Below are 13,671 nucleotides of genomic sequence, written 5' to 3'. Positions count from 1 at the left end.
TGTTACGCCTGCTTCATCAGCACCTGAAACTGAGGATTAAACTCATCAAAGATCGGTAAGGCGGCAGCGCCCAGCGCAGCGGTATCGCTTCCGGTCATTCCTGTCTTCAGGCGCATCGCATTGAGATAACGTCCGCGCACCGACTGATACAGCGGCGGTAAGCGTTGCACGATCTGCTCCAGTAAAGTCTCCGGCATCATCCCGCCAATAATCACTGCTTCAGCATCAAACACCGATTCCAGAATATTGATCGCCTGGCGCAACGGGATCAACACGCTGTCAATCCACGCCGCAAACCGTGCGGGTTCAATCTGCAACAGATCTTCCGGCAGTGCCCGCATCGGGTCGAGTCCGCAAAATTCGTAGGCGGCCTGCAGCGAAACGTAGCGTTCAAGGCAGCCCTGGTTACCGCAGTAACAGTCACGTCCGCCCGGTTCAACCACTATGTGCCCTATCTCGCCGGCGTTGTGGGCGTGGCCGGTATAGATGTGACCATCGGTAAAAATCCCCGCGCCGAGGCCGGTGCCAATGTAGAGATAGATAAACGAGTTGAGCTGGCGCGCAACGCCGTGAAAGCGTTCGCCGATGGCGGCTACCGTGGCATCGTTCTCCAGCGTGACCGGCAATCCGCTAAGGGTTCTGAGTTCGGCTTCAATATCGACCTGCTCCCAGCCGTTCAGGGTGGTGGGGCCAACTGAGGAAATGCCCTCAACGCCAAACGGCCCCGGCATCACCACGCCAATGCCGAGAACTTTGCTCCACTGCGCACCGAGAAAGGTTCGCATCTCATCCAGCACGCCAGCAATGCGCGCCAGGGTGGCAGCGGGCTGGGGCTTTTGCACCATAACGAGGCGGCGCAGGTGCACTTCGCCGCTAAGATCGACCAGTACCAGCAGCAATGTCTGATGATCGAGATGAATGCCGATCGACCAGGCGCTGGTGGGATTCAGCGTCACCGGAATCGACGGCTGGCCACGTCCACTGCGGCGCGGCTGGCGGCTGGTCAGCAGTTCTGCCTGCTCCAGTTCCGCCACAATATTGGAGACCGTCTGCGGCGTCAGCGCCGTCATTCGCGCCAGTTCTGCACGTGTCAGCTCGCCATGCAGACGAATGGCTTCAATCACCACGCGTCGATTGTGCGCCCGCGCATGTTCAAGGTTAGTGCCCGAGGTTTTCATGTTGTTTTCCATTTCAGCGGGACCGACAGTATTAGTCCCAGTGGCGGCGCGGGCAAATAATATCTTTGAACCTGCACACAAATCCGGGCGAACAGGATAGGCAGTTTTAGCGTAAAAGCGCAGTCTGAGTTTCAGCGTTGTTACGGCATTGTTTCATCTGCTGCGATTTTTATGGCACGCCGTTTGCTTATTACTTTCCAGGCCAGTGCAATAACTGCCTCAGATTACGCCCCTGATTAAATCAATCAAATTGATTTAATTAATCGACATCCTGTTGCTGCAAAGTGGAGAAGATCATGTCACAGCGTTTTACCCCTCAACTCAAAGCGGGCGTTACCGCCCTGCTGATGCTCAGCGCTGGCAGTGTCGTTGCGGCCAGCCAGATCAATGCCCTGTTTATGACTCAGGCGGCCTACAGCGAAAATGATATTCGTGCCATGACCCAGGATTTTCAAAAGCAGCATCCGGATGTCAGCGTCAATCTGGAGTTTGTGCCGTATGAAGCGCTGCACGACAAGATTGTTGCGGCGCGCGGTGCTGGTGGCAATGGCTACGATGTGGTGCTGTTCGATGCTATCTGGCCGGCTGAATTTACCCGTTTCGATCTGCTGCAGGATGTCAGCGCCCGCCTTACGCCGGAAGAGAAAGATAAGGTCTTCCCGGGGGCGATGAACACGGTGATCTATAAGGGCAAAACCCTGGGAATGCCGTGGATTCTGGATACCAAATATCTCTATTACAACAAGGCGATGCTGAGCAAAGCGGGCATTACCACCCCGCCGCAGACCTGGCAGCAGGTACTGGACGACGCCAAAATCATCAAGCAGAAAAAAATCGTTAACTATCCGCTGGTCTGGAGCTGGTCGCAGGCTGAAGCGCTGGTGTGTGACTACACCACGCTGGTGTCGGGCTTTGGCGGCCAGTTCTATCAAAACGGTAAGCTCAACTTCTCCAGCCCGGCCTCGCTTAAAGCGTTAAAGCTGATGAAAAGTTCGCTCGACGATGGGCTGAGTAATCCGGCCTCACGCGAGTATCTGGAAGAGGATGTGCGTAAATCCTTCTCCAACGGTGACGCGGCGTTCGCGCTTAACTGGACCTATATGTACAACATGGCCAATGATCCTAAGCAGAGTAAGGTGGCGGGCGACGTTGGCATCATGCCAGCGCCGGGTGATGCACCCGGCCAGGCGGGCGGCGTAAACGGCTCAATGGGGCTGGGTATCGCTAAAGGCAGCACCCATCCGGAGCAGGCGTGGCAGTACATTCAGTATATGACCTCACAGCCGGTCCAGAACCAGTACGCCCGCCTCAGCCTGCCGATCTGGAAATCGTCTTATCAGGACCCGGCGGTAAAAAAAGATCAGGAGAGCCTGATCGCTGCGGCGGATAAGTCACTAAACGTGATGCTGTCACGTCCGGAAACGGCCGACTATTCACGCCTCTCGAACCAGCTTCAGCAGCAGTTGCAGCAGGTGTTACTGGGTAAGATCACCGCCGAAGATGCGATGGCGGCGGTGGATAAAAGCGCTGCGCGTCTGCGTTAAGGAGTCATGATGCTGAGTTTGCGTCAACGCGAACAGCGTCAGGCATGGGTGTTGCTGGCACCCATGCTGCTGGTGATGCTGCTGCTTACCGCCTGGCCTTTGTTGCGCACTATCTGGCTGAGTTTTACCGATGCTGCGCTGATTGGCAGCGGGGAAACGCCAGGCTGGATCGGGCTGGAAAACTACGCTTACGCGCTTAGCGACCCTGACTTTCGGGCGTCGATTGGCCGTACGCTCTATTTCACTCTCGTCTCGGTCACCTTTGAAGGCGTGATTGGCGTGCTGGTGGCGTTGCTGCTAAACCAGAAATTTGCCGGACGCAATATTCTGCGGGTGCTGGTGATTCTGCCGTGGGCGCTGCCAACCATCGTCAACGCGATGATGTGGCGGCTTAACTTCAACCCGGACTATGGCAGCATCAACGCCCTGCTCACCCAGTTGGGTATTCTCGACGGTTACCGCAGCTGGCTCGGCTCACCGGATGCCGCGCTTAATGCGGTGATGTTCGCGGATATCTGGAAGAACTATCCGCTGGTGACGCTGCTGGTGCTGGCGGCGCTGCAATCGATTCCTGAGGATCTGTTTGAGGCTGCCAGACTGGACGGAGCGTCCGCCTGGCGCCGCTTCCGGGCGATCACCTTCCCGGCGATCGTCGCCCCGCTGGGCGTGGCGCTGGTCCTGCGCACCATTGATGCCTTTAAAATCTTCGACATTATTTATGTCATGACGCGCGGCGGGCCGGTGGACAGCACCAAAACCCTGAGCTTCTTTGTTTATCAGGAATCCTTCAGTTATCTGCGGGCCGGCAGCGGTGCGGCCTACGCAATGCTGATGACCCTGATGTGCGCCCTGCTGATCACCCTCTATCTGTTGATGTTATGGCGTCAGCGCCGTCGGAGTTCTGCTTATGAAAACTAAACTGCGGCGGCTGTTACGCTACGGCGCGGCGCTGCTGGTGGCGATCACTATTCTGGCCCCGATGGGCTGGCTGTTCCTGATGAGCGTCAGTTCTGCCAGCGATCTGTCGCGCGTCCCGCTTGAGTGGCTGCCCCGGCAGTGGGATTTTAGTCGCTATCACGGGCTGGTGTCGCTGGCGCCGAATCAGCCAGGCAATATCTTTCTGCATGCGCTGGGCAACAGCCTGCTGGTCGCCAGCGTCGCAACCGCGATCTCCCTGCTGCTGGCGATTCCGGCAGCCTTCAGCTTCTCCCGTTACGCCGGTCGCGACGGCTGGCTGTTTGGCGCGCTGGCCATCTACATGGTGCCGCCGGTGGCTTTCGTGCTGCCGCTCTACTTCCTGCTCCAGCAGCTTGATCTGCTGAACACCCGGCCTGGGCTGGTGATGGTCTACTGCTCGCTGATCCTGCCGTTTCTCACCTGGATGCTGAAGAACCAGTTCGATTCGCTGCCGCGTGATATCGAGCAGGCCGCTCGCCTCGATGGTCTGCGCTTCTGGCAGGTGCTGCTGCGCATTACTCTGCCGCTGGCAAAGCCAGTGCTGGGCGCGGCCGCGCTGTTTGGCTGGCTGCTGGCGTGGGATGAATTTTTCTATGCGCTGCTGTTTACCAGCAATATTTCGGCCCAGACGCTGCCGGTCGCCATTGCTGGCTTTACGGCCGGACGGGCCACCGATGACGGGCTTATCGCCGCTATCGGCATTCTGGCCTCGGTGCCGCCACTGTTTATTGCCATCTGGCTGCAGAAGACGCTGGTTAGCGGTCTGGCCAGTGGGGGAAGTAAGGGATAACAATGCTAAACACGACTTCATCCACGCTGTACGTGGTGGGCAATATCAATGTGGATTTGATCATGGGCACGCTGAGCGACTGGCCACAGCGTGGCACCGAAGTGATGCTGCAACACAGCGAACTGCGTCCGGGCGGCTCAGCCGGTAACTGTGCGCTGGCGCTGGAGGCGATGCAGGTGCCGCACCGCGCTATTGCCAATCAGGGCGATGACGGGTTCAGTCATTGGCTCGCCAGCCATTTCCCGCACAGTGCGGCGCACTGGCCACGCTATCGCTGTGAAACCTCGCTGACGGTGGGCGTCACCCATCCTGACAACGAACGTTCGTTTATCAGCAACTTTGGCCATATTACGCAAATGACCGCTGCGGATGTGCTGACCCAGCTGCCCGCGCAGGCCGTAGCGGGCGATATCGTTCTGCTGTGCGGCACCTTCCTCTGTCTGGAACTCTATCAGGCGTATCCGGCGCTGCTGTCGGCGCTACAGCAACGCGGTTTTACGGTGGCGGTCGATACCGGCTGGCCTCCCGCTGGCTGGAATGATGAACTTCGCCAGCAGCTTCATCGCTGGTTAGCCGATTGCGACTGGCTGCTGCTGAACGAAGTCGAAACGCTCGGCTTAGCCAGTGGCGCATCCGTGGAGCAAAGCGCGGCTCAGCTGGCGGCCCGGCTCAGTGGCCGGGGTGGCTGCGTGGTGAAAAGCGGTGCGGATGGCGCGCGGTTGTGGTCTGCCACCGAAACGCTGCACGTGGCGGCGCAACCGGTAACGGTGGTTGATACCATCGGCGCCGGGGACAGTTTCAACGCCGGTTTTCTTGCCGCGCTGCTTTATCGCCTGCCGACGCAAACCGCGCTGCGCTGGGGCATCGATGTCGCCTCCCAGGCAATCAGCAGTTCGCCGCGCCGCTATCCCGGCTGGCAACAACTCCAACTATCACATGAGGTGCGCTAATTATGGCCAGTGTTGAACTTGTACAGGTGGCTAAGCGCTACGGTAAGCAGAGCGTGTTGCATCCGCTGGATCTCACCATCCCTGACGGCAGTTTTACCGTTCTGGTCGGTCCCTCGGGCTGCGGTAAATCGACCTTATTACGTTTGCTGGCGGGGCTGGATAGCGTCTCTGACGGGGCGATCATGCTCGATAAAAAGCGCATCAACGACCTCGATCCCGCTGACCGCGATATCGCCATGGTGTTTCAGAGCTATGCGCTCTATCCGCACCTGACGGTGGCAGAGAATCTGGCCTTCCACATGCAGGTCAAAAAGGTGGCGCGCGAGGAGCAGAAAAGCAAGATCGCCCGCATTGCCGGCATCCTCGGCATCGGACAGCTGTTGCAACGTTATCCACGGGCGCTCTCGGGCGGCCAGCGGCAACGTGTGGCGATGGGACGCGCAATGGTGCGTAATCCGCAGGTGTTCCTGTTCGATGAACCGCTCTCAAACCTTGATGCGCAGTTACGCATGGAGCTACGTGCCGAGATCAAATCGCTGCACCAGCGTTTTAAAACCACCATGGTGTATGTGACGCACGATCAGGTCGAGGCGATGACGCTGGCAGATCAGATTGTGGTGATGAAGGATGGCGTTATCGTGCAACAGGGCGCACCGCTGGCAATCTACGATCGTCCGGTGAATACTTTTGTGGCACGCTTTATCGGCTCGCCGCCGATGAATCTGCTGGATGCGCAGTTTCAGCCGCGTAATGGCGTGCCGGGGGTGCTGTGTGGTCAACAGTGGCTGCCGTTAGCGCCTCGCTGGCACCGTGCGGCAGGTGAGCAGACGGATCAGCCGGTAACACTCGGCGTGCGGCCTCACGATCTGATCAGCGCGCCGGGTGGTCAGCCAGCCGATGTCGGTATCGTTGAGATTACCGGCGAATCGACGCTGTTACATCTGAACTGGCAGGGTTTCGCGCTGCATATGCAACAGAGCGGGCGCAGCGAGGCGACGCCGGGCGGTACGCTGCCGGTGACCGTCAATCCGGACAAGATGCATCTGTTCGATGCGCACAGCGGTGAGCGTCTGATCGAACAGTAAGCAATAAAAAACCCGCCATCGGCGGGTTTTCTTTATCATCAGCGGTTACGTTAAGCCAGATGAAACTGCTCGACCGTTTGCGCCAGCTGCTGCGCCTGGTCTTCCAGTGAACTGGCCGCGGCCGACATCTGCTGCACCAGCGCGGCGTTCTGCTGGGTGGTGCCATCCATTTCGTTAACGGCAATCGTCACCTGGGTAATGCCGCGCGCCTGCTCATCGGAGGCGGAAACGATCTCCCCGATAATGCCCTGCACCGAATTAACCGCCTGCGTCATCTCCTGCATGGTCTTACCGGCATCGTTCACCAGCCTGACGCCGCTTTCAACCCGCACGCTGGACTCCTCGATCAGTGCCGCGATCTCCTTCACCGCACTGGCACTGCGCTGCGCCAGATTACGCACTTCAGATGCCACCACCGCAAAGCCACGGCCCTGCTCGCCGGCGCGTGCCGCTTCCACCGCAGCGTTAAGCGCCAGAATGTTGGTCTGGAAGGCGATGCTGTTGATCATGGTGGTGATGTCGCCGATCTTCTTAGAACTGTCATCGATTTGCGCCATGGTCTGAACCACCTGGCCTACCAGCGTGGCACCGCGGCTGGCGATGTGGGTGGCATTTTCCGTCAGGCTGGTTGCCTGTTGCGCATTATCCGCGTTCAGGCGGATGGTGGCGCTGATCTGCTCCATACTGGCTGCGGTCTGCTCCAGCGCGGCCGCCTGCTGCTCGGTACGCGATGCCAGGTTGAGGTTGCCGCTGGCAATTTCGCCCGCGCCCTGACGCACCGATTCACTGGCGTCTTTAATCTGGCCGACGATCTGCCGCAGCTGACTTTGCATGGTTTCCAGCGCGAAGAACAGGCTGCTGCGATCGCCCGCTTTGATGGCGATGGCATTGTCGAGTTTGCCATCCGCTACCGCCAGCGCGATTTTCGCCGCCTCAATCGGTTCGCCACCAATCGGACGCAACACTTTACGGCTAAACAGCAGGCCCAGCACCGCTCCGACCAGCAGAATGCTGACGATCATCAGGCCAATTGCCCAGCTCAGCTGGCGGTTAGCGGCGGCCATCACCTGACTCACCGGTGCCACCACCCCGAGATACCAGGGTTTATCGCTATTGCCAATGACCACCGGTTGCCAGGTCATTAAGGCGTCTTCACCCAGTACTGCATCAAAATGCTGCACCACGCCCGAAGTAAAATGATCGGTTTGCCCTTTCCACAGCTTACCGGCTTCTTCTTTGACCGGAGATGACACCACCTTTCCGCTGTTGGAAAGCAGCAGCGCATAGCCGCTTCCCTGCCACGGTTTGATCTGATTTATCTTCTGCTGCAGTGACGCGAGTGAAATATCGGAGGTGACAATCGCCTTCAGCGTGCCCTGTTCGATAATTGCCGCCGCCACCGAGGTCAGTAAGGTCGGCACGCCGTTATAGGCATAGCTGTAAGGCTCGATCAGGGTATCTTTTTTCGACTGCTGCGGGATTTGATAGTAATCACCCTGACCTGGCGTCAGGATTGAAAGCAGCGGATGCATGGCGAATTGACCCGCCTGGTCGCGGTCAACGAACCAGGCGTAACGGCCCTGCGGAGCCTGGCCCGGCTGGTTCACGAATTCGGCATCGCGGCCATCAAAGGCGTTCGGTTCAAAGATCACAGACATCGACAGATAGTCAGGATTGGCCCGCAGTGAATACTCCATGATCTTATCGACCACTTTACGGTCGGTAACGCCGGCATGGGGTAACGCGATCAGGCTTTGTCCCAGATGGCTGGCCACGTCACGCGCATGACTCAGCTCCTGTTGCACCTGTAAGCCGCGGCTTTGGGCAATCTGCTGCAGATACTTTTCTGCCAGCGCCTTCTGCTCTTTACCTGACTGCCAGCTGAGGACACCGATGGTCACGGTAAATCCCAGCATAATGGTCAAGCCGCCGGTAATGAGCATCTGCGCTCGGGTACTCATTTTCTTTTTATCTTTTAACTGACTGGCCATGTTGATTCCCCTGGAATTTACCCTTTTCGCGACCTCCCTGTTGTTCTGGTGCTCCTGAGATCATCTATCGGCACCGTTTTTTTGAACTTTAATTACGCAACCGGCTGGCCTGACCGGATGAAAAAAACGGGAAGTTGATCTCAATGGGGTTATGGCAACGGCAATGAATCTGTTTACTTTGATCTAAAACAATACCGGCCGCCGCCACTACTGTCAGTTTATGTAAACAGACGTTGTTGTTCCCTCATCACGGTGGAGAAAAATCAATGACCGGTAAAATTGGCTTAGCAGGCGGGATGATCATCTGGTTAGCGTATGTCGCCTGGATTGTTCACTACTACTCAGACACCTTTTTGCAGTTCTCCCGCTAAACAGACAGGACCTTCGGGTCCTGTTTTCTTTTGTGTCTCGTGGCTGACAAAGTGGTCTGTGAGCCAAATCTTCGTTACAATCGACTCATTATGTGAGCCGAATAACCAAACTTATTCGGCTCATTGACCTGATGATGAGCCGGATATGACGACTGACTGGATATGGCAACAGGCCGACTGGCCGCAGTTTCACTGGCAGCAGGCCGCACTATTACCGCGTTTGCGCCATCTGCAGCAGCAGCGCGGTTTACTGCTGGGCCGCGCCAGCCTGCAACCCGGCAATCAGGCGCAAACGCTCGACACTCTGCTCAGCAACATCCTCTCCTCCTCGGCGATTGAAGAAGAACGCGTCAACGTGCAGTCAGTACGTTCATCGCTGGCGCGCCGCTTAGGCGTGACCGAACAACAACCCTATCCGGTTTCGGATCGATCAGAGGGGCTGGCAGCGATGATGCTGGATGCCATCAACAACCGCAGCCAGCCGCTCACGCTGGCGCGTCTTTACCAATGGCATCGCTGGTTATTTCCGGCCGATGAATGGTCAGTGCAGCGTCTGAGCGTCGGCACCCTGCGCGGCAGCGAGCCGATGCAGGTGATCTCAGGACGCATCGATCGTCCGACGGTCCATTTTGAAGCGCCGCCGCGCAGCGGACTGGAGCCGCAGCTGACAGCGTTTATTGCGTGGTTTAACCGCAGCGAACAGGATGTGATGCTGGACCCGCTGCTGCGCGCCGCAATCTGCCATCTGTGGTTTGTTACCCTGCACCCTTTTGATGACGGGAATGGCCGTATCACCCGCGCCTTGACCGATCTGGCACTGGCGCAGGCTGACAGTCAGAGCATCCGTTTGTACGCGATGTCACCGGCAATTCTGGCTCACCGCGCGGATTACTACCGCATCCTGGAACAGACGCAGAAAGGCGGGATGGATATTACCGACTGGCTGGTGTGGTTCCTCGACATACTGGATGAGAGCCTGCAGCAGGCGATCGGCACCGTTGCCCGCACCCAGGCAAAAGCACGCTTCTGGCTGCGGCATCAGGGCCTGGCCCTGAGCAAAGAGCAGGTAAAAGTACTCAACCGGCTATTAGATGGCGGCGAACAGGGCTTTGAGCACGGGATTAGCGCCAGTCAGTATCAGAAGGTGGCGAAAGTGAGTAAGGCGACCGCGACACGTCATTTAGCCGATCTGCTGGAGAAAGGCTGTCTTTACCGGCTGGAAGGCGGCGGTCGCAGTACGCGCTATCAGGTCAATACAGCAGAAGATCAACGCTGATAATCAGCAGACAACCTGGCAAACGACCATCTTGTTAGCGGAGTGTCCAGCAACGTCCGGATAAACAGTAAGAGAACAACGGGGTGAAAGGCGCTGCGGCGCATGAGTAGCGCGGCGGCAGGATGCATCGCGGCGAAATCGCGGCGAAAAGGTGCTCGCCGCGACAACAGCGTACTGCGTCGATTACTGTTTTAGCGACGCACCGTTGGTGCTAATCACCTCTTTGTACCAGTAAAAACTCTTCTTCCTGCTGCGCGCCAGCGAGCCGTTCCCGTAATCATCCCGATCGACGTAGATGAAGCCGTAGCGCTTAGAGAGTTCAGCTTTTGACGCGCTGACCAAATCGATGGGTCCCCAGCTGGTATAGCCCAGCACCTCAACGCCATCGTCGATCGCCTCGCGGACCTGCACCAGATGGTCGTTAAGATAGCTGATGCGATAGTCATCCTGCACCCTGCCTGTTGCATCGGGCTCATCCCTGGCACCAAGGCCGTTTTCAACGATAAACAGCGGTTTTTGATAGCGATCCCACAGCACATTTAACAGCGTACGCAGTCCGACCGGGTCGATCTGCCAGCCCCATTCCGAGCTGGTAAGATGCGGGTTCGGCACCATGCTCAGGATATTACTCCGCGCGCGCTGGCTATGCGCTTCGTCGGCGGTTACGCAGCCGGTCATGTAATAGCTGAACGAGATAAAATCAACGGTCGATTTCAGCGCCTGGCGATCGGCATCGGTGATATCCAGTCGGATGCCATTATCGCGGAAGAAACGCAGCATGTAGCCAGGATAACTGCCGCGGCACTGCACGTCGCCAAAAAACTGCCAGCTGCGGTTTTCCTGCAGGGTTTTGAGCACGTCATCGGGCTTGCAGGTCAGCGGATAGACCAGGCCGCCAAGCAGCATGTTGCCGATTTGAGCGTCAGGAATGATCTCGTGGCAGGCGTTGACCGCCAGCGCACTGGCCACCAGCTGGTGGTGAATGGCCTGGTAGATTTCGCTTTTGCTGCTGCCGTCCGGCAGTCCGACGCCGGTCATTGGCGCATGCAGCGACATATTAATTTCGTTGAAGGTCAGCCAGTGCTTCACTTTTTGCTGGTAGCGTGCAAAAACGGTGCGGGCGTAACGTTCAAAGAAACTAATCACCTGGCGGTTGCCCCAGCCGCCGTACTGCTTCACTAACTGCCACGGCATTTCATAGTGTGACAACGTCACTAATGGCGTGATGCGGTGTGCCGCCAGTTGATCAAACAGCCGGTCGTAAAACGCCAGCCCGGCTTCATTCGGCTGCGGATCGTCACCGTTCGGGAAGATCCGCGTCCAGGCGATAGAGACGCGCAGGCAGCTGAAGCCCATTTCAGCGAACAGTTTGATATCTTCCGGGTAGCGATGGTAGAAATCGATGGCGATATCTTTAATGCTGCTGCTGCCGGGCTCACGCTCGACGATGGGACCAAAGATGCCCTGCGGCTGGACGTCAGAGGTGGAAAGCCCTTTGCCTTCTTCGCGATAAGCGCCTTCAACCTGGTTTGCGGCCAGTGCGCCGCCCCATAAAAATGTATTCGGGAAACTCTTCATCACCTGCTCCTTTTAGTCGTGGCTTACGCTGAGCAACGGCGCACCGGCAACCACGGCGCTGGCCGCAACGGTCACCACCTGCTGATACGCATCGCTGTTACTGATAATGATCGGGGTCGCCAGATCGTATCCGGCGTCAATAATCGCCTGACGGTCGAAGGTCAGCAGCAGGTCACCCGGCTGCACCTTGTCGCCGACGTTCACATGGGCGATGAAGGGTTTGCCGTCGAGTTTGACGGTATCGATCCCGACGTGAATCAACAGCTCGATTCCGCTGTCGCTCAGCAAGCCAATTGCGTGTCGGGTCTGGAACAGAGAGGCAACCACGCCGGCAAACGGTGCAATAACCTGATTTCCGGAGGGAATAATCGCGGTGCCCTGGCCGAGCAGGCCGCTGGCGAACGTAGCATCAGGCACCTGGTCGAGAGCCAGTACGCTACCGGTCATCGGTGAGAGCACCTCATTTTCACGCAAGGTAACCGGCAACGCGGTTTCTGATGGACGGCGCGCTGCTGGCACGCCCGCCAGCAGCGTCAGAGTAAAACTCAGCACCAGCGCTACCAGAGTGCCGATGATGCCGCCCCACAGCGTGCTATCGACGCCACCCGGCGGGATCATCTGGGCAATTGTGAAGATATTGGCAAAGCCGAAGGAATAAACGTGAGTATCACTAAAGCCGACAATGGCACCGCCGATCGCCCCGGCGACGCAGCCAAAATAGAACGGGCGACGCAGCGGCAGGTTAACGCCATAGACAGCCGGCTCGGTGATACCGAAAATTCCGGCGGTGACCGACGACCCGGCCAGCACTTTCAGCCGTGCGTCACGGGTACGCAGCAGCACCCCGAGCGTGGCCCCTACCTGCCCCATTACCGCAGGCAACAGAATCGGTGCCATGCTGTCGTGGCCGAGCACCGCCAGATTATTGATCATTAAGGGCACCAGTCCCCAGTGCAGACCGAAGATCACGCAGACCTGCCAAAGCGCGCCCATCGCCGCGCCCGCCAGCCACGGAGCCAGCTGGTAAATCCACTGATAGCCGTTTGCCAGCATCTGGCTCATTCCGGTCGCCAGCGGCCCAATCAGCAGAAAGGTCAGGGGCACGGTGATCACGATACAGATCAGCGGGGCAATGAAGTTTTTCATTGAGGAGGGCAGAAAGCGGCTGCTCTGTTTTTCCAGCCAGCAGCTCAGCCAGGCGGCAAGAATAATCGGGATCACTGAGGCGCTGTAGTTAATCCAGGTTATCGGTATGCCTAAAAAATCTTCGCTCACCGCCCCCGCCTGCTGGCTGGCCTGGAAAGCCGCGATCATGGTCGGATGGGTCAGCGCCCCGCCAATGCTCATGGTGATAAACGGGTTGCCGCCGAATTTTTTCCCGGCGGTATAGCCCAGCACCAGCGGAAAGAAAAAGAACAATGCATCACTGGCGGCGAACAGGATCTTGTAGCTGCCGCTGTCGGGGGTCAGCCAGTTGCAAACCACCGCCAGTGCCAGAAAGCCCTTGAGAATACCGGAGGCGGCCAGGATACCGATAAACGGGGTAAAAATGCCTGACACGATATCAATCAGGCGGTTGAACAGGTTGCCCTTGTCACCTTTTTTATCATGTACGCTGGGCGCGTCTTCTGCCAGACCGGCTTCTTTGCTGACGGCCTGCCAGACATCGTGGACGTGGTTGCCTATCACCACCTGAAACTGACCGCCGCTTTCGACCACCATGATCACGCCCGGATTCTCTTTCAGGCTGCGGGCATCGGCTTTGCCGTGATCCCGCAGCCTGAAGCGAAGCCGGGTGGCGCAATGTACCAGACTGACGATGTTCTCTCTGCCACCGACGTGGCCGAGAATATCTTTCGCCAACGCGTGATATTCCATCTTGATTTCCTTATAGCCATGGCCCGCAGGCGCCGAATGACTGAGTAAAAAAATAAAAAAAACCCGAGAGCAG

The 13,671-nt window shown here is 57.8% G+C and carries 10 protein-coding genes; 6 read left to right on the top strand and 4 right to left on the bottom strand.

What is annotated here, in order from left to right; genetic code table 11:
* Positions 1 to 2 precede the first annotated feature (2 nt).
* Entirely contained in the window at positions 3 to 1,178 is a 1,176-nt protein-coding gene (locus AC6I8I_RS21900) for an ROK family transcriptional regulator (RefSeq protein ID WP_312055699.1), read from the bottom strand.
* A gap of 296 nt (positions 1,179 to 1,474) precedes the next feature.
* Between AC6I8I_RS21900 and AC6I8I_RS21895 the strand changes: the two genes are divergently transcribed.
* From AC6I8I_RS21895 to AC6I8I_RS21875, 5 genes are read left to right on the top strand one after another with little or no spacing between them, the layout of a single operon-like run.
* Positions 1,475 to 2,722, top strand: coding sequence for an extracellular solute-binding protein (locus AC6I8I_RS21895; protein WP_497828704.1), 1,248 nt, complete (start codon positions 1,475 to 1,477; stop codon positions 2,720 to 2,722).
* A 9-nt stretch (positions 2,723 to 2,731) separates the two neighbouring features.
* Entirely contained in the window at positions 2,732 to 3,640 is a 909-nt protein-coding gene (locus AC6I8I_RS21890) for a carbohydrate ABC transporter permease (RefSeq protein WP_312055718.1), read from the top strand.
* Positions 3,630 to 4,469 (top strand): carbohydrate ABC transporter permease, encoded by an 840-nt coding sequence (locus AC6I8I_RS21885; RefSeq protein ID WP_312055701.1) that lies wholly within the window; start codon positions 3,630 to 3,632, stop codon positions 4,467 to 4,469. The genes AC6I8I_RS21890 and AC6I8I_RS21885 overlap by 11 nt, the downstream gene beginning before the upstream one ends.
* A gap of 2 nt (positions 4,470 to 4,471) precedes the next feature.
* Positions 4,472 to 5,419 carry a carbohydrate kinase family protein gene (locus AC6I8I_RS21880; RefSeq protein ID WP_497828703.1) on the top strand — a complete coding sequence of 316 codons (948 nt, stop codon included), beginning with the start codon at positions 4,472 to 4,474 and terminating at the stop codon, positions 5,417 to 5,419.
* Between the two features lie 2 nt (positions 5,420 to 5,421).
* On the top strand, positions 5,422 to 6,504 hold the full coding sequence (locus AC6I8I_RS21875) for an ABC transporter ATP-binding protein (RefSeq protein ID WP_312055703.1): 1,083 nt from the start codon (positions 5,422 to 5,424) through the stop codon (positions 6,502 to 6,504).
* Positions 6,505 to 6,554: 50 nt separating this feature from the next.
* Here the strand turns inward: AC6I8I_RS21875 and AC6I8I_RS21870 are convergent, their stop codons facing one another.
* On the bottom strand, positions 6,555 to 8,495 hold the full coding sequence (locus AC6I8I_RS21870) for a methyl-accepting chemotaxis protein (RefSeq protein WP_312757481.1): 1,941 nt from the start codon (positions 8,493 to 8,495) through the stop codon (positions 6,555 to 6,557).
* A gap of 516 nt (positions 8,496 to 9,011) precedes the next feature.
* Between AC6I8I_RS21870 and AC6I8I_RS21865 the strand changes: the two genes are divergently transcribed.
* A complete protein-coding gene (locus AC6I8I_RS21865; RefSeq protein ID WP_497828702.1) occupies positions 9,012 to 10,142 on the top strand; it encodes a Fic family protein in 1,131 nt (376 codons plus the stop codon).
* Positions 10,143 to 10,325: 183 nt separating this feature from the next.
* Here AC6I8I_RS21865 and AC6I8I_RS21860 read toward each other — a convergent pair whose 3' ends face one another.
* The gene (locus AC6I8I_RS21860) at positions 10,326 to 11,720 is read right to left on the bottom strand and encodes a glycoside hydrolase family 1 protein (protein ID WP_497828701.1); all 1,395 of its coding nucleotides are present in this window, start codon (positions 11,718 to 11,720) and stop codon (positions 10,326 to 10,328) included.
* Positions 11,721 to 11,732: 12 nt separating this feature from the next.
* A complete protein-coding gene (bglF, locus tag AC6I8I_RS21855) occupies positions 11,733 to 13,598 on the bottom strand; it encodes a PTS beta-glucoside transporter subunit IIABC (RefSeq protein WP_497828700.1) in 1,866 nt (621 codons plus the stop codon).
* Between the last annotated feature and the right edge of the window lie 73 nt (positions 13,599 to 13,671).

Source organism: Pantoea sp. X-Soil-YNGN-775 (assembly GCF_059730575.1).
This window is presented reverse-complemented; position numbering and strand designations above follow the sequence as displayed.